Annotated in this window: 17 protein-coding genes and 2 pseudogenes; 8 read left to right on the top strand and 11 right to left on the bottom strand. The window is 62.3% G+C overall.

Annotated features, from left to right (window positions below; translation table 11 throughout):
- Positions 1-99: 99 nt before the first annotated feature.
- Positions 100-1419: a Na+/H+ antiporter NhaC family protein gene (locus tag HX792_RS29250; protein WP_176999362.1), complete on the bottom strand. Its 1320-nt coding sequence runs from the start codon at positions 1417-1419 to the stop codon at positions 100-102.
- 463 nt (positions 1420-1882) lie between these two features.
- Between HX792_RS29250 and HX792_RS30710 the strand changes: the two are divergent.
- Both HX792_RS30710 and HX792_RS30715 read left to right on the top strand, forming a co-directional pair.
- A pseudogene (locus HX792_RS30710) lies at positions 1883-2953 on the top strand (HAMP domain-containing protein); the annotation flags it as partial.
- 348 nt (positions 2954-3301) lie between these two features.
- Positions 3302-3811 (top strand): annotated as a pseudogene (locus HX792_RS30715) (methyl-accepting chemotaxis protein); the annotation flags it as partial.
- 136 nt (positions 3812-3947) lie between these two features.
- Here HX792_RS30715 and HX792_RS29260 read toward each other — a convergent pair.
- The 3 genes from HX792_RS29260 to HX792_RS29270 are packed head-to-tail and all read right to left on the bottom strand — an operon-like array spanning position 3948 to position 6255.
- Complete coding sequence (locus HX792_RS29260; RefSeq protein ID WP_176999309.1) at positions 3948-5267, bottom strand: sensor histidine kinase; 1320 nt, start codon at positions 5265-5267, stop codon at positions 3948-3950.
- A complete protein-coding gene (locus HX792_RS29265) occupies positions 5264-5932 on the bottom strand; it encodes a response regulator transcription factor (RefSeq protein ID WP_176999310.1) in 669 nt (222 codons plus the stop codon). Before HX792_RS29265 ends, HX792_RS29260 begins: the two co-directional genes overlap by 4 nt.
- Positions 5932-6255 (bottom strand): PepSY domain-containing protein, encoded by a 324-nt coding sequence (locus HX792_RS29270; RefSeq protein WP_176999311.1) that lies wholly within the window; start codon positions 6253-6255, stop codon positions 5932-5934. The genes HX792_RS29265 and HX792_RS29270 overlap by 1 nt, the downstream gene beginning before the upstream one ends.
- 150 nt (positions 6256-6405) lie before the next feature.
- Here HX792_RS29270 and HX792_RS29275 point away from each other — a divergent pair, with 150 nt between their 5' ends.
- The 5 genes from HX792_RS29275 (at position 6406) to codA (ending at position 10456) form a co-directional block, all read left to right on the top strand.
- On the top strand, positions 6406-7485 hold the full coding sequence (locus tag HX792_RS29275; protein ID WP_176999312.1) for a patatin-like phospholipase family protein: 1080 nt from the start codon (positions 6406-6408) through the stop codon (positions 7483-7485).
- Between the two features lie 167 nt (positions 7486-7652).
- Entirely contained in the window at positions 7653-8009 is a 357-nt protein-coding gene (queD, locus tag HX792_RS29280) for a 6-carboxytetrahydropterin synthase QueD (RefSeq protein ID WP_003190259.1), read from the top strand.
- Positions 8010-8101: 92 nt separating this feature from the next.
- Positions 8102-8542: an N-acetyltransferase gene (locus HX792_RS29285; protein WP_176999313.1), complete on the top strand. Its 441-nt coding sequence runs from the start codon at positions 8102-8104 to the stop codon at positions 8540-8542.
- Between the two features lie 8 nt (positions 8543-8550).
- On the top strand, positions 8551-9174 hold the full coding sequence (locus HX792_RS29290; RefSeq protein ID WP_176999314.1) for an NUDIX hydrolase: 624 nt from the start codon (positions 8551-8553) through the stop codon (positions 9172-9174).
- Positions 9175-9220: 46 nt separating this feature from the next.
- Positions 9221-10456: a cytosine deaminase gene (gene codA, locus HX792_RS29295; protein ID WP_176999315.1), complete on the top strand. Its 1236-nt coding sequence runs from the start codon at positions 9221-9223 to the stop codon at positions 10454-10456.
- 17 nt (positions 10457-10473) lie between these two features.
- On the opposite strand, the gene HX792_RS29300 is transcribed toward codA, so the two are convergent.
- On the bottom strand, positions 10474-11460 hold the full coding sequence (locus tag HX792_RS29300; RefSeq protein ID WP_176999316.1) for a diaminopimelate epimerase: 987 nt from the start codon (positions 11458-11460) through the stop codon (positions 10474-10476).
- Between the two features lie 344 nt (positions 11461-11804).
- Between HX792_RS29300 and HX792_RS29305 the strand changes: the two genes are divergently transcribed.
- Entirely contained in the window at positions 11805-12956 is a 1152-nt protein-coding gene (locus HX792_RS29305; RefSeq protein ID WP_176999317.1) for an MFS transporter, read from the top strand.
- Between the two features lie 5 nt (positions 12957-12961).
- Here the strand turns inward: HX792_RS29305 and HX792_RS29310 are convergent, their stop codons facing one another.
- The 6 genes from HX792_RS29310 to HX792_RS29335 all read right to left on the bottom strand — a co-directional run bounded on the left by HX792_RS29310 (position 12962) and on the right by HX792_RS29335 (position 20876).
- Entirely contained in the window at positions 12962-13591 is a 630-nt protein-coding gene (locus tag HX792_RS29310; protein WP_256349917.1) for a type III secretion effector protein, read from the bottom strand.
- 966 nt (positions 13592-14557) lie between these two features.
- Positions 14558-16963 carry a TonB-dependent receptor gene (locus HX792_RS29315; RefSeq protein WP_176999318.1) on the bottom strand — a complete coding sequence of 802 codons (2406 nt, stop codon included), beginning with the start codon at positions 16961-16963 and terminating at the stop codon, positions 14558-14560.
- Between the two features lie 97 nt (positions 16964-17060).
- Positions 17061-18014 (bottom strand): FecR family protein, encoded by a 954-nt coding sequence (locus HX792_RS29320; RefSeq protein WP_176999319.1) that lies wholly within the window; start codon positions 18012-18014, stop codon positions 17061-17063.
- 29 nt (positions 18015-18043) lie between these two features.
- Positions 18044-18544, bottom strand: coding sequence for a sigma-70 family RNA polymerase sigma factor (locus HX792_RS29325; protein WP_176999320.1), 501 nt, complete (start codon positions 18542-18544; stop codon positions 18044-18046).
- An 87-nt stretch (positions 18545-18631) separates the two neighbouring features.
- Complete coding sequence (locus HX792_RS29330) at positions 18632-20095, bottom strand: MDR family MFS transporter (protein WP_176999321.1); 1464 nt, start codon at positions 20093-20095, stop codon at positions 18632-18634.
- A gap of 25 nt (positions 20096-20120) precedes the next feature.
- Positions 20121-20876 carry an SDR family NAD(P)-dependent oxidoreductase gene (locus HX792_RS29335; RefSeq protein WP_176999322.1) on the bottom strand — a complete coding sequence of 252 codons (756 nt, stop codon included), beginning with the start codon at positions 20874-20876 and terminating at the stop codon, positions 20121-20123.
- Positions 20877-20902: the final 26 nt, after the last annotated feature.

Genomic DNA, 20902 nt, shown 5'->3' on the forward strand with positions numbered 1-20902 from the left:
GCGTTTTGCTTACTTTTGCGCTGTTCAAAAGTGAGCCGCTGTAAGAGCGGAACCCATATAAGCCGTGACCCAAACAATGGATATGTACTCAATACCCAATCAAAGCGTCATCGCCGCCAACCAGCCGAAAGCCAACAGCGGAATGTTGTAGTGCAAAAACGTCGGCACCACCGTATCCCAGATATGGTGATGCTGGCCGTCAATGTTCAAACCGGAGGTCGGGCCCAGAGTGGAGTCCGACGCCGGCGACCCCGCATCGCCCAACGCGCCGGCCGTGCCGACGATGCACACAATGGCCAGCGGGCTGAAACCCAGCTGCACGCAAAGCGGCACAAAAATCGCGGCAAGGATCGGCACCGTGGAAAACGACGACCCAATGCCCATGGTCACCAGCAACCCCACCAGCAACATCAGCAAGGCGCCGACGCCACGGCTGTGGCCGATGAACGCCGCCGAGGTTTCCACCAGCGAGCGCACGTCGCCCGTGGCCTTGAGCACTTCGGCGAAGCCTGAGGAGGCGATCATGATGAAGCCGATCATGGCCATCATCTTCATGCCTTCGGTGAACAGGTCGTCGGTCTCGCGCCAGCGCACGATGCCCGACACCGAGAAGATCAGGAAACCGGCCAGGGCGCCAATGATCATCGAGTCCAGCCACAGCTGAATGATGAACGCCGAGGCAATCGCCAGGCCGGCCACCAGCAGGGTCAGCGGGTTGTACTGCACGGCCACTTGCTCGACCCGCTCGATTTTCTCCAGGTCATACACGCGTTTCTTGCGATAGCTGACGAACACCGCCACCAGCAGGCCGACCACCATGCCCAACGCCGGCAACCCCATGGCATGAGTGACGTTGACCTGGCTGATGTCCACCCCGCTCTTGGCCACGTTGGCCAGCAGGATCTGGTTGAGGAAGATATTGCCGAAGCCCACCGGCAGGAACATGTACGGGGTGATCAGGCCGAAGGTCATCACACAGGCAACGAGGCGGCGGTCCAGTTGCAGCTTGGTCAGCACGTACAGCAGCGGCGGCACCAGCAACGGGATAAACGCGATATGGATCGGCAGGATGTTCTGCGAGGCGATCGCCACCACCCAGAGCAGGCCGATCAACAGCCATTTGACGTGACTGCCACCCGTAGCTTCCTGGCGGTCCACCAGCATCAGCGCCTTGTCGGCCAGGGCGTGGGCCAGGCCGGATTTGGCAATGGCCACGGCGAACGCACCGAGCAAGGCGTAGGACAATGCCACAGTGGCGCCGCCGCCCAACCCGCCGTTGAAGGCCTTGAGCGTGGCCTCGATGCCCAAGCCGCCAGTGAGGCCGCCCACCAGGGCGCCGACGATGATGGCGATGACCACATGCACGCGGGACAAGCTGAGCACCAGCATGGTGCCGACCGCGGCAATGACTGCGTTAATCATGGTTACCTCAAGCAGAAACATAAAAAACAGGCAGGCCCGCGCCCAGGCGGCCATCGGGTGGCTGCCAGCGTGCAGGCTTGAAGGAGGTCTTATTAGAGGGCGCGCACTTTGCAGCAGGCGCGGCCACATGTCAAAAAACGGCGCCGCTTTTGGGTTTCAATTGAACGTTTAAATAATAAAGAACCGAAAAACGCGGCCGATACAGAGGCTCTCTGTGTTTTCAGGTTAAGGATGCGCCTCGATGTCTCTCAGACAGCTTTCCATTCAATGGAAAATCACCCTGCTCGCCGGCCTGTGCCTGCTGGGGATCGTGACCCTGCTGGTGGGTTTGTCGTTGTATCGCATGGAGCAGAGTTCGGAGCAGGTCAAGGCGTCCAGCATGCAGATGCTCGATCAAGCCGCCCAGGCGCGCATCGAAGCCCAGGGTGAAGCCCAGGCACTGGGCATTCGCCGTCAGTTCATGGACGCTTACCAATACGGCCACGGGTTTTCCCGCCAAGTGCTGTTTTTGCGTGAACAGGCCGAAAAACGCTTCCTGGATGCGTTCGACACCCGCGAAGACCTGACCCGCCAGGTCAAGTCGGCCCTGCAGGCCAACCCCGACTTGCTCGGCTTGTCCCTGGTGTTCGAAGCCAACGCCCTGGATGGCAAGGACGAGCTGTTCGCCAACCAGGCAGAGCTGGGCAGTAACGACAAGGGCCGCTTCGCTCTGTACTGGTCGCAGCCCACGCCCGGCAAACTGGAGTCGATGGCGCTGCCGGAAAGCGACATGGCCGACACCCGCGTCGGCCCCAGCGGTGAAAAGGCCAACGCCTGGTTCACCTGCCCGCGCACCACGCTCAAGCCCTGTGTGATCGAGCCGTACTTTTATGTGATCAACGGGCAGAACGTGCTGATGACCAGCATCGTGTTCCCGCTGATGGTCAACGGCAAAGTCATCGCTTCGCTGTCGGTGGACATCAACCTGAACAGCCTGCAGGCCGTGAGCCAACAGGCGAGCCAGAAGCTGTATGACGGCCAGACTCAAGTCAGCATCCTGAGCCCCACTGGCGTGCTCGCCGGCTACAGCCCGGACGCGAGCAAGCTCAGCCAGCGCCTGGACACGGTCGACACCGCCAGCGGTGCGCAATTGATCAGCGCCCTGGCCAGCAGCAACCAGATCCGCAGTCTGCGCACCGACCATCAGCTCAAAGTGCTGGCGCCGTTCGCGCCGATCCCGGACGGCAAGGCATGGGGGGTGTTGCTGGATGTGCCGGAGAAAGTGCTGGTGGCCCCGGCCGAGGCGCTGAAAAACCAACTGGATGCCGACAATGCCAAGGGTACCCTGCTCGAGCTGAGCCTGGGCCTGTTCGCCGCCGTGCTTGGCCTGATCCTGGTGTGGCTGATGGCCCGCAGCGTGACCCGGCCGATCCTCGGCGTGGCCAGCATGCTCGAAGACATCGCCAGCGGCGAAGGCGACCTCACCCGCCGCCTGGCCTACGACAAAAAGGACGAACTGGGGCAGTTGGCCGGCTGGTTCAACCGTTTCCTCGACAAGCTGCAACCGATCATTGCCGAGGTGAAGCGTTCGGTGCAGGACGCCCGTGGCACCGCTGACCAATCGGCGGCCATTGCCACTGAAACCAGTGCTGGCATGGAGCAGCAATATCGCCAGGTCGATCAAGTGGCCACCGCCTCCCACGAAATGAGCGCCACCGCCCAGGACGTCGCCCGCAGCGCCGCCCAGGCAGCTCAGGCCGCGCGCGATGCCGACCAGTCGACCCGTGAAGGCCTGACGGTGATCGACCGCACCACCACCAACATTGGCAACCTGGCCGCCGACATGAGCACGGCCATGGCCCAGGTCGAAGGCCTGGCCGCCAATAGCGAAAAGATCGGTTCGGTGCTGGAAGTGATTCGCGGCATCGCCGAGCAGACCAACTTGCTGGCCCTCAACGCAGCGATCGAAGCGGCCCGTGCCGGTGAAGCCGGACGCGGCTTTGCCGTGGTGGCCGATGAGGTGCGCAACCTGGCGCGCCGCACCCAGGAGTCGGTGGAAGAAACCCGCCTGGTGATCGAGCAACTGCAAAGTGGCACCGAAGACGTGGTGGGCGCCATGGGCAACAGCTATCGCCAGGCCCAGGGCAGCGTCGAGCAGGTCGGCCAGGCCGTGACCGCCCTGCGCCAGATCGGCGATGCGGTGACGGTGATCAGCGACATGAACCTGCAGATCGCCAGCGCCGCTGAAGAGCAGAGCGCGGTGGCCGAGGAGATCAACAGCAACGTGGCGACGATCCGGGATGTGACCGAGTCGTTGTCGGAGCAGGCCAATGAATCGGCGCGGGTGAGCCAGGCGCTGAACAGCCTGGCGAATCAGCAGCAAGGGCTGATGGATCAATTCCGGGTGTAACGGATGGCCCTCGAATGGGGTGGCGATCCAATGTGGGAGCGGGCTTGCCCGCGATGCAGGCAACCCGGTGTGTCAGTCACACCTCTGTGATGCCATCGCAGGCAAGCCAGCTCCCACATTGTTAATCGGTGGCGTGTCAATTTTGTCGTTTGGGGAGTTCGATCAGGGCCTTCAAGCCGCCCAGTTCGCTTTCTTGCAGTTGGAGCACCCCGCCCCACACGTCGACGATATCGCGCACGATCCCCAACCCCAAACCGTGGCCGTCGATCTGCTCGTCCAGTCGCGCACCTCGGCTGAACACCTGGTCGCGCTGGGTTTCGGGAATGCCTGGGCCATCGTCTTCAACGGCCACTAAGTAGTGCTGCGGCGTTTCGCTGATCGTCAGGCGCACGTCCGCATCTGCCCATTTGCAGGCGTTGTCCAGCAGGTTACCCAGCAGTTCCAGCAGATCCTCACGGTCCCAGGGCAGTTGCAGCCCAGGGGGCACGTGGTAGCTCAGGTCCAGGTGCTCGCCGTGGATCATGGTCAACGTGGCCAGCAAACCGGGCAGTTCTTTTTCGCAGTCGAACAACGCGCCTGGCAGGGTTTCACCGGCCAGGCGTGCGCGGTTGAGTTCGCGGTTGAGGCGCTGTTGCACCTGTTCCAGTTGATCGCGCAACAGTTTGCTCAGTTCGGGGTGGTCTTTGAGGGCCTCGCTTGAGGCTGCACTCAACAACACAGCCAATGGGGTTTTCAAGGCGTGGCCCAAGTTGCCCAGGGCATTGCGCGAGCGCTTGAGGCTGTCTTCGGTGTGGGCCAACAGGTGGTTGATCTGTGCCACCAACGGCTCCAGCTCCAGCGGCACCTGGGTGTCGAGTTGCGAGCGCTGGCCTTGTTGCAATTGGGCGATCTGTTCGCGCGCGGTTTCCAGCGGGCGCAACGCACGGCGCACGGTAACCCGCTGCAAGACCAGCACCAGCAACAGCGCGGCCAGGCCGAGGATCAGACCGACCCGACGCATCAGGCGGAAGCTCTCCCGCACGGGCGTGTAGTCCTGCGCCACGCTGATCGAGATCAACTGGCCATAGCGCTTATAGTCCGCGCGCAGCACCAGCAGTTGCTGGCCTTCCGGCCCCAATTGCAGGTTGCCTTTGAGCCCGGTCTCGGGCAGGCGGGGCAGTTCCTGGTCCCATAGCGAACGGGAGCGCCAGTGGGTATCGGAAAAATCAATGCGAAAGTAATGCCCGGAAAACGGCCGTTGGTAGGCCGGCGACAAGCGCTGCTCATCCAACTGCACACCGCCTGCCCCACGTACCAGCGCCACCAGCAGGTTCTCGGCGTCGTTGCGCAACCCCGCTTCCAGGTAGCGCTGCAATCCGGCTTCGAACAACCACAGGCTGGTTTGCGCCAGCACCACGCCGACGACCACCATCACACTGATCAACCCCAGGCTGAGGCGCCGTTGAATCGACCTCATGCGGGGCTGGCGCCAAACAGATAACCCTGGCCACGCCGGGTTTCGATCACGCTACGGCCCAGCTTGCGGCGCAGGTGGTTGACGTGGACTTCCAGCACGTTGGAATCGCGTTCGGTCTCGCCGTCATACAAGTGCTCGGCCAAATGGCTTTTCGACAAGATTTGTTCGGGATGCAGCATGAAATAGCGCAGCAGGCGAAATTCAGCGGCGGTCAGCTGGATCTCCTCGCCATCACGCAACACGCATTGACGACCCTCATCCAGGTGCAACCCGGCCGCCTGCAAGGTGGGCTGGTTGGCCCGGCCATGGGAGCGGCGCAACAGCGCCTGGATACGCAGGTAGAGTTCCTCGGGGTGAAATGGCTTGCTCAGGTAATCGTCAGCGCCGGCCTTGAGCCCTTCGATGCGTTCGGCCCAGGAGTCCCGGGCGGTAAGAATCAACACCGGCGTGGCCAAGGCGGCGGTGCGCCATTGCGCCAGCACCTCAAGCCCTGGCAGGCCGGGCAAGCCGAGGTCGAGGATGATCAGGTCGTAGGGTTCACTGCGGCCTTGATAGACCGCGTCGCGACCATCGGCCAGCCAGTCGACGGCATAGCCCTGGCGCTGCAGGCCGGCCAGCAGTTCATCGGCCAGAGGCACGTTGTCTTCCACCAGGAGCAGGCGCATCAGTCGTCTTCCTTATCTTTGAGCAGCTCGCCGGTGCTGGCATTCAGCTCGATTTCACGCACCACGCCGTCGGCGGTCAACAGTTCGATTTCATAGATATAGCGCACCGGCCGGTCGTCGTGTTCTTCCAGCTCGGCGTCCAGCAACTTGGACCCAGGGTAGCGCTCGAACGCCGGCCCCAACAAATCTTCCAGGGGCGCGATGACCCCCTTTTGGCGCAGGCGCAACGCTTCGTCCTGCCCGAGGTCATGGGCCGCCAGGCCTGAGCTGATCAGCAGTAACACCAGCGCCACTCGACCGCCCGTGCGTCGATATACCTTCATTACCCATCCTGTTGTTCCTTGACGTCGCCACGTTAGCCGTCGCAACTTAACTGAAACTGAATTGCCACCATGGCAATTGCCGATAGTCCATTTCCCCAACTGTTGTGCGAGATTTCTTATACTGATCCGCTCGCTTCAATTGAGACTGGTATGACTGCCATCCACATCAAGTTTCCCGCATTGACCCTCAAGGCCGGCAAACGCGCCTTTACGCGCATTCGTGAGCAAGGCCTCAAACCGGCCGATGTCGGCATCCTACCCGGTGCGGCCGGCGGCCCCAAGGCCTTGGGTATCCAGGGCCTGGACCTGGCGCTGTTCGGCGACTGGCTGCCACGCATGCCGCGCGAGCGCGCGTTGATCGGCGCGTCCATCGGCTCCTGGCGGTTTGCCAGCGCCTGCTTGCCCGACCCGGTGCAAGGCCTGCTCGACCTCGGCCGCCTGTACAACGAACAAAGCTTCGCCAAAGGCGTGACCATGGCCGAAGTCAGCCGCAGTTGCCAGCGCATGCTCGACGACTTGCTCGCCGGCCGTGATGCGCGGGTGCTGGACAACCCCGACTATCGCCTGAACATCATGGTGGTCAAAAGCCACGGGCTGCTCGCCGATGACCACCGTGGCCGCCTCGGGTTGGGCCTGTCGTCGGTGATCGCCGACAACCTGCGGGGCCGCGCGCGGCTGTCACGGCATTTCGAACGGCTGATCATCCACGACCCGCGCCAGGCTCCACCGGTGCATCCGCTGCAGGATTTCCCGTCGCGCTTCCTCGACCTGGAATTGGGTAACCTGCGCCAGGCGCTGCTGGCCTCGGGCTCGATCCCCATGGTGATGCAAGGCGTGCGCGACCTGCCGGGCGCGGGCGCAGGCACCTACCGCGACGGCGGCCTGCTGGACTACCACCTCGACCTGCCCTACCACGGCGACGACATCGTGCTGTACCCGCACTTTACCGACCGGGTCATCCCCGGCTGGTTCGACAAAGGCCTGCCGTGGCGGCGCAGCAATCAACAGGGTTTGCAGGATGTGTTGCTACTCGCTCCGTCCAAGGATTACCTGGCCCGCCTGCCCCACGGCAAACTGCCGGACCGCAGCGACTTCAAGCGTTTCATGGGCGATGACCCGAGCCGTAACAAGTACTGGCAAACCGCGATGAGCGAGAGCCGGCGGCTGGGGGATGAGTTCCTGGAATTGGCGGACAACAACCAATTAGGCGAGCGACTCCAGCCCCTGTAGGAGCCCGGCTTGCCGGCGATGGGCGTTCACGCGGGCCACCAGAATAAACGCGGTGCCCGTTAGATTTTCGCCGGCAAGCCGGCGCCTACGGAGGGACGGTATGCGCGGTGTGGGATCAAGCTGTTAAACTCGCCGCCTGCCAGATACCTGACCGAGCTGAAAATACTGTGGAAATCTTCAAAGAGTTTACCTTCGAGTCCGCCCACCGCCTGCCCCACGTACCGGAAGGCCACAAATGCGGGCGCCTGCATGGGCATTCGTTCAAGGTGGCGATCCACCTGAGCGGCGACCTGGATCCCCATACCGGCTGGATTCGCGACTTCTCGGAGATCAAGGCGATTTTCAAGCCGCTCTACGAACGCCTCGACCACAACTACCTCAACGACATTCCCGGCCTGGAAAACCCGACCAGCGAAGTGCTGGCCAAGTGGATCTGGAATGAGCTCAAGCCCCTGCTGCCGGAACTCAGTGCGATCCGCATCCACGAGACCTGCACCAGTGGTTGCATCTATCGCGGCGAGTAAGCCACCGGCTGCTGAAAAACCACCTGCGGGTGGTTTTTTTATGCCCGGCTCCCGTACAGTCATGGCTTCCTGCCCACTCGGAGCACGCTGTCATGATGCGCCCTGCCAACGCCCATGATGTGGCCGCCATCGAAGCCATCGTTGAGGCCGCCTACTCGCCTTACATCACGCGTATCGGCCGCCAACCCGGTCCGATGCTGGAAAACTATCAGGCGCTTGTCGCGGCGGGTGGCGTACACGTGCTGGACAATGCCGGGCAGATACAGGGCTTCATTATCCTGCTGGATGCTCCCGACGCGCTGTTGCTGGACAACTTGGCCGTCGCCCCGCAAGCCCAGGGCCTGGGGTTGGGGCGCCAACTCATGGACTTTGCCGAACAACAGGCGCGCGACGCGGGCTACACGGCCATCCAGCTCTACACCAACGTGGCAATGACTGAAAACATTGCGCTGTACACCCGTCGAGGTTATGTCGAGACCCATCGGGCCGAAGCACACGGCCTGCACCGGGTGTACATGCGCAAACCCCTTTAGGAGCGTCCATGGAAAACACCTGGCTGGCCCAGGCCAAACGCTTGCAGGCGTTGGCCTCCACGGGGCTGCATTTTTGCACTGACGATTTTGAGCGCGAGCGCCTGGAGGAAATCGCCGAGATTGCCCACAGCATGCTGGCGCAATTGGGCAACGTGCCGCTGGAGCGCATCACCGGGTTGGTGCCGGACTTTGCCAAGCGCTATTCCACGCCGATGATCGACGTGCGGGGCGCGGTGATCGAGGGCGACCGAATCCTGCTGGTGCGCGAATTGACCGATGGCTGCTGGGCACTGCCGGGCGGCTATGCCGATATCGGCCTGTCGGCCGCGGAAAACATCGTCAAGGAGATCCGCGAAGAGGCCGGGCTGACCGTCACGGCGCAGGCGCTGTACAGCGTCACCCACAAGGCCAAGGGCATGTATCGCCCGGATGTGCGGGATTTCTACAAGCTGTACTTTTTGTGTGAACGTGTCGATCAACTGGCCCCCATGGCCGGGTTTGAAACCACCGAAGTGGGCTTTTTCAGCCTGGATGACCTGCCGCCGCTTTCCCGTGGACGCACCATCGAAAGCGACCTGGAAGCCGCGTTCGCCTTTCATCGCGGCGAGACCACCCAGACACTGTTCGACTGACCCAGACTGAACGCCTGATTGCTTTTTGCCCAAGAGGAACTTGCCCATGCACATCATCAACGCCCGCCTGCGCAACCGTGAAGGCCTGCATGATCTGCACCTGGAACATGGCCGGATCGCCAGCATCACCGCGCAAACCACGGCGCCCATGCTGGCGAGTGACGACCTTGACGCCGCCGGCAACCTGGTGATCCCGCCCTTCGTCGAACCCCACATCCACCTCGATGCCACCCTCACGGCCGGCGAGCCGCGCTGGAACATGAGCGGCACGCTGTTCGAAGGCATCGAGTGCTGGGGCGAGCGCAAAGCCACCATCACCGGGGCAGACACCAAGGCCCGCGCCAAGAAGACCATCGAGGCCCTGGCGGCCCACGGTATCCAGCATGTGCGCACCCACGTCGACGTCACCGACCCAGACCTCACCGCGCTCAAGGCGATGCTGGAAGTGCGCGAAGAAAGCACGCACTTGATCGACCTGCAAATCGTCGCGTTCCCCCAGGAGGGCATCGAGTCCTACCGCAATGGCCGCGAACTGATGGAAGAAGCCATTCGCCTGGGCGCCGATGTGGTCGGCGGCATTCCGCATTTCGAATACACCCGCGACCAGGGCGTAAGCTCGGTCAAGTTTCTGATGGACCTGGCCGAACGCACCGGTTGCCTGGTGGACGTGCACTGCGACGAAACCGACGACCCGCACTCGCGCTTTCTCGAAGTGCTCGCCGAAGAGGCCCGCAACCGTGGCATGGGCGCGCGCGTCACCGCCAGCCATACGACCGCCATGGGCTCCTACGACAATGCCTACTGCGCCAAGCTGTTCCGCCTCTTGGGGCATTCAGGCATCAGTTTTGTCTCCTGCCCCACCGAAAGCATCCACCTGCAGGGCCGCTTCGACAGTTTCCCGAAACGCCGGGGTGTCACCCGCGTCAACGAACTGCTGGAAGCGGGCATGAACGTCTGCTTCGGCCAGGACTCCATCGTCGACCCGTGGTACCCGCTGGGCAACGGCAACATCCTGCGCGTGCTTGAAGCCGGTTTGCACATCTGCCACATGCTCGGTTATCGCAACCTGCAAAGCGCGCTGGACCTGGTCACCGACAACAGCGCAAAGGCCATGGCCTTGGGCGACCGCTACGGCCTAGAGCCGGGGCGCCCGGCGAACCTGCTGATCCTCTCGGCAGACAGCGACTACGAGGTGATTCGCAGCCAGGGCCTGGCGCTGTATTCGATCCGCCATGGCAAAGTGCTGATGAAACGGCAGCCGGCGCAGGTGACGTTTTTATAACGCGCCTGGATGCTGTTTCAGGTGTGTGGCCGTGCCGTGCCAAACAGGCTGACGCTCAGCAAGGTGTTGCCCTGTGTCAGCAAGCGCACAGGCGCCGTACCGCCCGGCATCACCACCGCGACTTCGCCACCGGCCACCCAGCCTGCTCGCCATGCCGCGCAGGCCACGGCGCTGGCGCTGGTTCCCGAAGATGCCGTGGGCCCCTCCCCGCGTTCGAATACCCGCGCCAGTACCTGATTGCCCTGCCCGCGGGCGGCCCACTGCAAATTGACACCCGCGACACACGGGACACCACCGCCCACCGGTGGCGCGAATGCAATGGCTTTCAAGGGTTCGAACAGCGCAGGTTGATGCATGCGGGCATTATCCGGCAGCAGCGCAGGGTCTTCGACCAACGTGACGCAATGCGGGTTGCCCACACGCACGAACTGGCTGCACGACCATTGCGGCTCAAGCGCCGTCAGTGAGGCCACCTGGCTGAATTCACGGTTCGCTGCTTTCACGCTGTCCACGTCACGGGCGCCAACCGCCTGCGGCCCGAACTCGGGCAAACCCAGTGCCAGCCAGAACCCCGCCACGTCCTCGTAGAAAGCAGGCTCCACCCGGGTGATGACCGGCGATTGCGCATCAGATTTGTCGTGATGCACCCGCAACTCGCCCCCCTGGCTCAGCAAGCCTTGGTCGGTCAGGGCCTGGGCGAAGATGGTCAGGCCATTGCCGCTGCGCTCGGCGAGTGAGCCATCGGTGTTGACGATCAGCACATCGAACGGTGCCTCGGCCTGGAACGGCCCGATCAATAGCCCGTCGCATCGATGGGCCTTGGCATCCGCAGGGCGTGGCAAGGAGCCCCAGCCACACTCGGCGGCGATGGCTGAAGACGCCCAAGCCTTACGGGTATTCGCAGCCTCGGCGGCGCTGTCAGGAAGATTGATGCCCTGGCGTCGTAATAGGGCCGGGCTGACCACGCCATAGATATTGCCGCGGGCATCGTAGAATTGGGTCATAGCGTGATTCACCCCAGCAGTCGCAGGCTGTCCAAGAAAAAAGAGCCACGCGATTGTGTGGGAAACCACCTGCCGAGTTCAATTCAGAGGTGATCTGGAGGGTAGCAACTCGCGTAAAAGCTCTGGGGTTCATCAGCCCTCACGAGGATTACACACCTTCCAGACCACATCTGACAAAGCCTGTGTGGCCGGCAGGCCGCCTCAGGTTCCATGTTTGTAAAAATAAAATTCAAGACCGCCGCGCCAATCCGCTTTCCCATGGAACCCGGCTCGCTCGATGCGGCCTGATGTGCAAGGATGTCGCGCCGGACATCGTTCTTTGAACGCAAAACCAAGGATTCTTCATGACTGCCATCCCCACCCCAGCGCCCGTGGTTCCCGGGCGGCTGGAACAAATGTCGACCCGCATCGCTTTCTTTATCGCAGGTTTCGGTATCGCCGCGTGGGCGCCGCTGGTGCCTTATGCCAAGGCTCGCGCGCAACTCAATGAGGGCACCCTGGGCCTGTTGTTGCTGTGCCTGGGCGTGGGGTCGATTATCGCCATGCCCGTGGCGGGCGCCCTGGCGTCGCGCTTTGGCTGCCGGCGCGTGTTGACCGCTGGGACGATCCTGATCTGCGTGGCGCTGCCGATGCTGGCGACCGTCAGTTCGATTCCCTTACTGATAGCCGCGCTGTTCCTGTTTGGCGCAGGCCTGGGCACCGTGGATTCCACGGTCAACCTGCAAGCGGTGATCGTTGAACGCGCCAGCGGCAAGACCATGATGTCGGGCTTCCATGGGTTGTTCAGCCTGGGCGGCATCGTCGGTGCAGCCGGCGTGGCCGGGCTGTTGGGTCTGGGCCTTTCGCCGTTGCAGGCAACCCTCGTGGTGATCGCCGTGATGGCCGCAGCCTTGCTCAAGGCCGGGCCGCACCTGCTGCCCTATGGCAGTGAAAGTTCAGGGCCCGCCTTTGCGATCCCCCATGGTGTCGTGCTGTTTATCGGCTGCCTGTGTTTTATCGTGTTTCTGGCTGAAGGTGCGGTGCTTGACTGGAGCGCGGTGTTCCTCAGCGCCGAGCGCGGCCTTGACGAAGCCTACGCCGGCCTGGGCTATGCCGCTTTCGCCTTGACCATGACGGCCGGTCGCCTGACCGGTGACGCCATTGTGCGCAGGTTGGGTGCCACCCGCGTGATCATGATCGGCGGCGCACTCGCCACTGCCGGCATGCTATTGGCCACGCTGTCCCCCGCCTGGCAAACCGCGTTGCTGGGGTATGCACTGGTGGGCGCCGGTTGCTCCAACATCGTGCCGGTGCTGTACACCGCGGTGGGCAAACAAAAGGTCATGCCGGAACATATCGCGGTGCCGGCCATCACCACCCTGGGGTATGCCGGCATTCTGGCCGGCCCCGCCGTGATCGGTTTTATCGCCCATGGCAGCAGCCTGAGCACGGCCTTCGTACTGATCGCCACACTGCTGGCGGCGGTGGCTATCAGTGGCAAGATCCTCAAGGTCTAGCCCCGTCACTTCGTTTTGTGAGCCTCATCCTGCTCCAGCCAGCGATCGAGGCTCTTGTTGCTCAGCCAGCCTTCCTGGTAAGGCGGGCCGAACAGCCGGGCGCCATTGGCGCGCTCCAGCGAACGCAACAGGCCCGGGCGTTCGATGATGTTCTTTGCGGTATAGACACACAGCTCGCTGTATTTCGGCCGGGGCATGCCAGTCGACGGTTCCAGCACGGCCTCGCCTTGTGGATCGACGTCGTAAGGGTCTTGCATCACTGCCTTGAGCGTGACGATTTCGACGAACTGGTGGGGCTCGAAAAAATAGGTGCGATCCTTGGTCTTGTCTCTCAACTGCTCGAACAACCCTTGAAACGCCTGGACCACCTGGGCATTCCCTTGGGCATGGAAGGGATCCTGGCTGTACACGCTTGGAGAGCTGTTACCTTGCAACGCGGTAGCGGCCCGAAGGCTGTCGCGGGTGATATCGCCCTCGCTGCTCAAGATTGCATCGCTCAACCGTGGGCGCTGGAGAATCTCCCTGGCGACCTGGATCACCCGGTCCAACGCATCGTTGTCACCCAGGCTCAGGGCGGCAACCTGCTGCAGCGAAGACCGGGTCAAGCGCCCGTCTTTCAGAAACGGATGCAACATGTCATAGCCTTTTTCCAACGTGGCGGCCAATTGCTTGTCCGTCGAGAGGGCTCCAGGTTGCGAACAGTTCGCCCGCGCGACCGCAGGGTTCTGCAGCGCACGCAGGTGTCGAGTCGACAAGGCTGTGCGCAACAGCGCTGGCTTGCGAGGTGCGCTATCCCCGGCAAGGTCTTGAACCCAGGTGGCCCCGGCTGCGTCGTTCCAACTGCCAACTGGGGCCGTGGGGGGAGGCTCGGCAGGTCTTGGCACCGAACCGCCCAGGACGGCTGGCCAAACGTGAGGCAGTGAACCCTCGATAGTCATGCGGTTTCTCCAACTTTTCTCTTATGCGTACTGACCCGATGAGCGCCATCGAAATGGCTGGGATCAGGAAATCGGTCCCGTGGGTCGAGCTGCAATGTATGTGGTTGGCTAAACCCGACAGTTCCGGATAACGCACGAATAGCAATTTCAATATGTAAAAAATCGGGCCGTGGGGTTAACCCCACCGGTGTCCACGCCACCAGGCCGCCAAGCCACTGATCAGCGTTGCCAACGCAAAACCTGCGGGTTTCGGCGGTTTGCTGCGAGACGTGCAAGGTTGCCCGGTGGGCAGCATGCCCCGGGAGAAGTCATCGGCGACCGGGGCCTGGAATTTGCGCTGCCCGACAAAGGCTTTCATTCGACGGGCCTGGGCAGCATGTTCACTGGGCAGCGCCAGGGGCGCCGGCAGGGTGGCATCTCCCTTGGCCGTGGGCGTGTCGGCTGCACCGACCCCGCACGAAGGCTCACGACAGATCCTCTGCGAGGATTGAAACGAGGTAGCAGTCATCGGTTGGGCCTGACTCTGAGTCTGAAAGACAGCCGGCATGATCAAGCCGGTGGATGTGACCTCTGTGGCATTTCGTCATAAACCGTTCCAAGGCCAAAAGACACGCAAAAAAAATCGCAGCCCCGAGGGCTGCGATTGTTCACGTCGACGGCAGGTCAGAACCCGACGCTGGCCTGCACGAAGAACGTGCGTGGCTGGCCCAGGTACAACCCGGCGTTGTTGTCGCTGGAACGGGTGTAGTGCTGCTGGTCGAAGACGTTTTTCACGCCGACGCCCAGTTTCAGGTTCGACAGTTGCGCACCGAAGTCGTAACCGCTGCGCACGTTGACCGAGACATAACCCGGGATATCGCCGTACTGGCCATCGGCGGTGCCCTGGGTGATGTAGGTGGTGCCGGTGCCTGGCGCACGTTGGGCGGACTGGGCAAACACATCCAGGTTGTGGGTCCAGTGGTTCACGTCATAACGCAGGCCCAGGGTTGCCACTTCACGGGAGTACAACGGCAGGTCGCGGCCCTTGAACGGTACGTCGCCCTCGGAGGTGGCCTTGGTGTAGGTGAAACCGGCGCTGGCGGTCAGGCCGTCCAGGCGCGGGTCCAGGTTCGACAGGTCATAGTGGGCCGAGGTCTCGATCCCCTGGTGCTTGGTGGCGCCCAGGTTGGTCCAACCCACGTCATTGCTGACGTATTGCAACTCATCCGAGAAGTCGATGTAGAACAGCGTCACTTCGCCGCCCCAGACGCTGTCGTTATAGCGCGTGCCGATCTCGTAGGTCTTGGCCTTCTCCGGGTTCAGCCCGTTGGCAGTCTGGTCGCCGTTGCCGCCCTGCCCCAGCTGGAAGTACTGCAGGCTGCCAAACGAGGTTTCATAGTTGGCAAACAGTTTCCAGGCATCGGAGACGTGGTACATCACGCTCAGGGCCGGCAGCGGTTCGTTGTTGTGAACCTCGCGGCGTTTTTCCTGGGTGCGGGTGCCGTTCAGGGCTACCACCGGGCGGTCATGCCATTCGGTGCGGATGTCTTCGAAGCGAATACCCGGGGTGATGGTCCACTTGCCGATATCGACTTTGTTATCGATATAGAACGCGTTGGCTTCGGTGCCACCGGTACGGTCCTGGTAGATGTGGCCATCGCTCTGGCCGCCCGGCGTCGGCACATTGTTGACCAGGTTCAGACTGCTGGCCTGCTCGTGCATGCCCTCCTTGAGGTAGCGATAGCCCAGGCTGACTTCCTGGGTGCTCGGGCCCACGTCGAACACATGGGACACACGCGGCTCGATGCCAAAGGTGTAGTAGGTGCGTGGGTAGGAGCCGATGGTTTTCAGGTCGCGGTTGGCGATGTTGCTGCCACGGAAGCTGTCGGAGTAGTAGGTCAGCACTTCGGCCTGGGTACGGTCGTCGATCTGACGGATGTATTTGAAGGACATGTCTTTGCGGCGGCCACTGAAGTTGTCCCAGTCACGCACCGATTGGTACGGGTTGGCGTCGAACTGCTTCTGGGTCAGGCCGCCGGGCATGTCGGCGCTGGCGTCGTAGTAGTGGAAGTTGAGCGAGAAATCGTCTTGATCGGTCGGCGCCCAGTGGGTCTTGAAGATCACGTCGTCGATGTCGTTGGAGTTGTTGCTGCTGCGATAACCGTTGCCCTTCACACCGGAGTAGAGCAACGCTGCACCAATACCGTTATCGGCCGTGCCGCCAACGAAGGCATTTTCGATGTGCTTCCAGCCGCCGTGGGCCGAAGTTTCCAGGGTGGTGCCGACGTCGCCGGAGAATTTCTCGGGAATCGCACGGGTCACGAAGTTGATCACGCCACCGACGTTTTGCGGCCCATAACGCACGGAGCCGGCGCCACGCACCACGTCGATGCTGTCCAGGTTGCCGGCAGAGATCGGCGCCATCGACAGTTGCGGCTGGCCATAGGGGGCGAACGCGGCCGGCACGCCGTCAATCAGCACGGTGGAACGTGGCGACAGGCGCGACGTCAGGCCACGCACACCGACGTTGAGGGAAATGTCGCTGCCGCCGGTGCCGTTGGACTCTTGCACCTGCACACCCGGTACACGACGCAACACGTCGCCGACGTTCATCGCGCCCTGCTCCACCATCGCCTCGCGACGGATCACGGTACGGGCGCCCGGGTGGTTCTGCACCACTTCGGCGTTGGCATCACCCAGCCAGTCGCCGACCACCTTGATGTCGGTCACGCCCAGCTCCAGGGGCGAGCCGGCTTCACCGGTGCCGCTGCTCAACGGGCGCAGGGTCACGGAGCCCGCATCGATCTGGTAGTCCAGACCGCTGCCTTGCAGCAATTGGCGCAAGGCTTGTTCAGGCGAGAGGTTGCCGTCGACCGCAGGCGCTTGCTTGCCGGCGACCATGTCGGGGCTGAAGAACACTTGCAGGGACGTCTGCTGGCCCAGTTGGCTCAGCGCTGCGCCCAGGGGTTGGGCGCGGATGTGAATCCCGTCATCGGCATAGGCTTCGGGCAACGCGGCACTGACGGCCAATGCAAGGGCCAGGGGCGCCCAGCGGGAGACTTTATTGTTTTTCACGGCGAGTTTTTTCACGTCGAACCTAGTCCTGTGATCCCAAGAGTGTGCGGCTGTTAATGCAAACCAGTTGCAGTTGCAGGAGAAGACGAAGAACTCGGAAAAAACCTGAATGTCAGCGTGAAATAATTTCCTGGCTGCCATCCGGCAAGGTGCGCAAGGCCACCGGCAGGATGTGCGGCAGGGCTTTGAGCAAGGCGTCGGTGTCGCTGGACTTGAACACGCTGGTCAAACGCAGGTTACTCACCGCGGCCGTGCTGACCCGCAATGGCTGCTCGCGATAGCGCGACACTTCCCGTGCCACCTCACCGAGGCTGGCGTTGTTGAACACCAGCTTGCCCGTACGCCAGGCGGTCAGCTCATCGGCATTTACGGCGTACGCTGCGGCGACTTGCCCTTGTGCATCGATATGCGTGCCCCGGCCTGCCGTCAGCGTCACGCTCTGGTCCGCAGAACGCCCCTGTACCTTGACCGTGCCGGCCTCCACCACCACGCGGGTCTGGTCGTCATCCCGGCGCACGTCAAACCGCGTGCCGGTGACCGTCACCTGCCCTGCCCCGGCCGCCACGACGAAGGGGCGGCTGGTGTCATGTTCAACGCTGAACATCGCTTCGCCCTGTTTGAGCTCCACACCGCGCCGGCCTTTTTCATAGTGCACGGCGACCACGCTGCGGCTGTTGAGGTCCATCACTGAGCCGTCGGGCAACGCCACCTGGCGGTGCTCGCCCAGGCGCGTGCTGAATTCGGCGCTGTAGGGTTTGGGATGATCCAGGCCGCTGAACAGGCCCAGCCCCAGGGCGACGGCCACCACGCTCGCGGCCACCGCATAACGCAGGATGGCTCGCCTTTTGGGGCGCTCGACCGGCGCATCGCACAGGGCCTGCAACCGGGCCTTGGGCAGCAAATCGGTGGCGCTCCACAGCCCTTGCAGCACATCGAATTCATATTGATGCGCAGGCTGCTCCGCGCGCCAGGCATCAAACCGTTGGCGCTCTTCACCGCTCAACGGGCCGTCTTGCAGGCGTACAAACCATTGCGCGGCTTCGTCGCGGGCACGGCTATCCATCATGGAAGGTCCTGTTTCAGGGCGAGCTGGGTTCATGGGGCGATCGCGTCCAGGCGGTCACGCAGATGCCGCAGGGTGCGGATCATATACTTTTCCACCATGTTCTTGGACAGGCCCAGGCGCACCGCGATTTCCTGCTGGGTGAGGCCCTCGATTTTCTGCCAGATGAAGATCTTGCGGCAGTTGAGCGGCAACTCGGCCAAGGCCCGCTCGATGGAATCCGCCAACTGGATCGCGTGCATGAAATGCTCCGGGTCGCCGCTGTGGGGCGAACTCTGCTCTAGGGCTTCCAGCGCCAGCGTCTCGCGACGGTCTTCGCGGCGGTAGGCGTCAACGGCGATATTGCGCGCCGTCTGATGCAGATAGGCACGCGGTTGCTCAACCTCGGTCGAACGCGACTCGAGCACCCGCACAAAGGTGTCGTGGGCCAGGTCTTCGGCCTGCTGACGGTTTCTCAGGCGGCGCGTCCAGGTTCCGATCAACTCTTCGTAATGCTCGAAAAAGCCTGTTCTGCGGGGCGGCTGAGGAATCATCGCGGGTGCACTGGGAAGGCGGGGGTGTGAATAGTAATGCTTCCTATTAAGTGGAGCAATTGCTACCCGTCGTGTCCCTTCTTTTATTCAATACTCCGGCACATCCACGCGCCCCTCTGCTACTTCAACCATTTCCGGCGACAGTGGCTTTTCCCTGAGCAGCCAGGCCAACACCAACGCAAGCCCCATTAAAATGATTGCGCCATGAAAAACGCTGTGAAATGCCGCGAGCCTCGCTTCGGCAGTTGCAGCGTGTGCCATGCGGGACGTGAGTACGGCACCCGATATGGCTGCGCCGGTAGCCCCGCCGAGGGTTTTGAAGAAATTCAGCGCACCCGTGGCGACACCCAGATCGCGGTGGGCAACCGCGTTCTGACCCGCTACCACTACAACCTGAATGAAGAACCCAAGGCCGATGCCCAGCACCACGAGAAAAAGCACGATGAGCCATAGCGGCGTATCCACCTGCAATTGCCCCAGCAGATAAAGCCCTGCCCCGCCAAGCAGCGCGCCCAGGATGGGAAACACCCTGTAGCGACCGGTTCGAGAAATAACCGCACCCGTCAGCATCGTTGCGCCGATCAGGCCCAACAAAAGCGCAATGATGCTGCTTCCCGCGCCCAGCGCCGAGAGCCCGAACACGGTTTGCAACATGAGGGGTACGAAGAGCATGCCGACAAACAGTGTTGCCGTAGACAGGAAGAACAACGCCGCTGACACCGAAAAAATATCATTGGCAAACAGCCTCAGCGGCGTGATGGGCTCCGCCGCCGAGCGCTCGACCTGCATGTAGGTCCATAGCGCAATCACACTGACAGCCGCCAACCCCAATGACGGCCATGAACCCCAGCCAAACGCATGCCCCCCTTGCACCATCAGCAGCAGAAATGAACCGGTAAAAAGCGTCGCGAGCAGTGCGCCGCCGACATCCAACTGGTGCGCAATGGGACGAACCGGCAACTGCAAGCGAACGGCGATCCAATAGAAGGCTAACCCGCCCACCGGAACATTGATCAGAAATATCCAGGGCCAACTCCATTGATCCACAATGAGCCCACCCAGCAGCGGCCCGACGATAATCGCCAACGCCGGGACAACCCCGAGCAGGGCCTGATACCGCGCGCGCTCGCGTGCCGGTACCAGATCGCCGACAACCGCCATGACCAAGGAACTGAGCCCCCCGGCTCCGATCCCTTGGAACGCACGAAAGCCGATCAACCACAGCAGGGTGGGGGCAAGCGCGCACAACACCGACCCCAAAACAAATAAGGCGATTGCAACCTGGAGTACTTTTTTACGACCCTTCATATCGCCCAGTTTGCCGAAGATCAGCGTACTGACCGCGCTTGTCAGCAAGAAGGCTGTGGCAACCCATGACACGTTGCTGCTGTCATGCAGGTCCTCCCCCATGCGGGCCAGCGCGGTGGCAATAATAGTTTGGTCGAGTGTCGTAATGAACAAGACCAGCATCAGCGGCCAGAGCATCGCTGAAAGGGCGCCGGCCTGTTCAGGCTGTACAGCGTCGGCGTATCGCAGCTCATTATTGGGCATTGCCGTATTCCCGAAGGTAGGTCATTCAGACTTGCCCCATGCCGCCATCGACGGCCAGGACACTGCCCGTCATGTAGGACGAATCGGAGCAAGCAAGGAACAATGCGGCGCGGGCAATTTCTTCTGCCGCGCCCCAGCGTTTCAACGGCACCGCAGCACAGACATAGGCGTCTACGTCAGGCTGCTCGTACGCCTCTTGCGTCAGCGGCGTCTTGACTGCGCCCGGGCTCAGCACGTTAAACCGCACCTGCCGGTGAGCCAGCGCCTCATCGTTGGCGAAAGTACGCGCCAGGCTGCGTACAGCGGCTTTGGACGCCGCATATAAGGGGTCACCCCAACGCCCCAGATCGGCCGCCGCCGAGCCTGTCAGGATCACCGACGCCCCTACTCCCAGTAACGGCAAGGCTCGCTGGACTGTGAAAAAAGCGCCTTTGAAATTGAGGCCGATCATGGCGTCGAATGCCGCTTCGTCGACCTCTCTCAACGGTGGGCTGTGTGAAGTCCCGGCATTGACCACCAACACGTCGATACGCCCGTGGCGCACAGCCACCACCTTCATCACACGATCAATATCTTCCAGTTTGCTGACGTCGGCCGCGACTCCCGAGGCCTGCGGCCCTATGAGCGTGACCGCCTCGTGCAGCTTTTTGGCGTCACGCCCAACAATCACCACTTCAGCGCCGTGCTCATGCATCAACTGCGCGGCGGCCAAGCCTATTCCGCTGGAGCCTCCCGTTATCAGAACGACCTTGCCCGATAGTTTAAGCACTGTTTCAGCCATGGATTCATCCCTCGCCGCATCTTGTC

Source organism: Pseudomonas sp. B6002 (genome assembly GCF_013385985.1).
In the GTDB taxonomy this organism is placed as follows: domain Bacteria; phylum Pseudomonadota; class Gammaproteobacteria; order Pseudomonadales; family Pseudomonadaceae; genus Aquipseudomonas.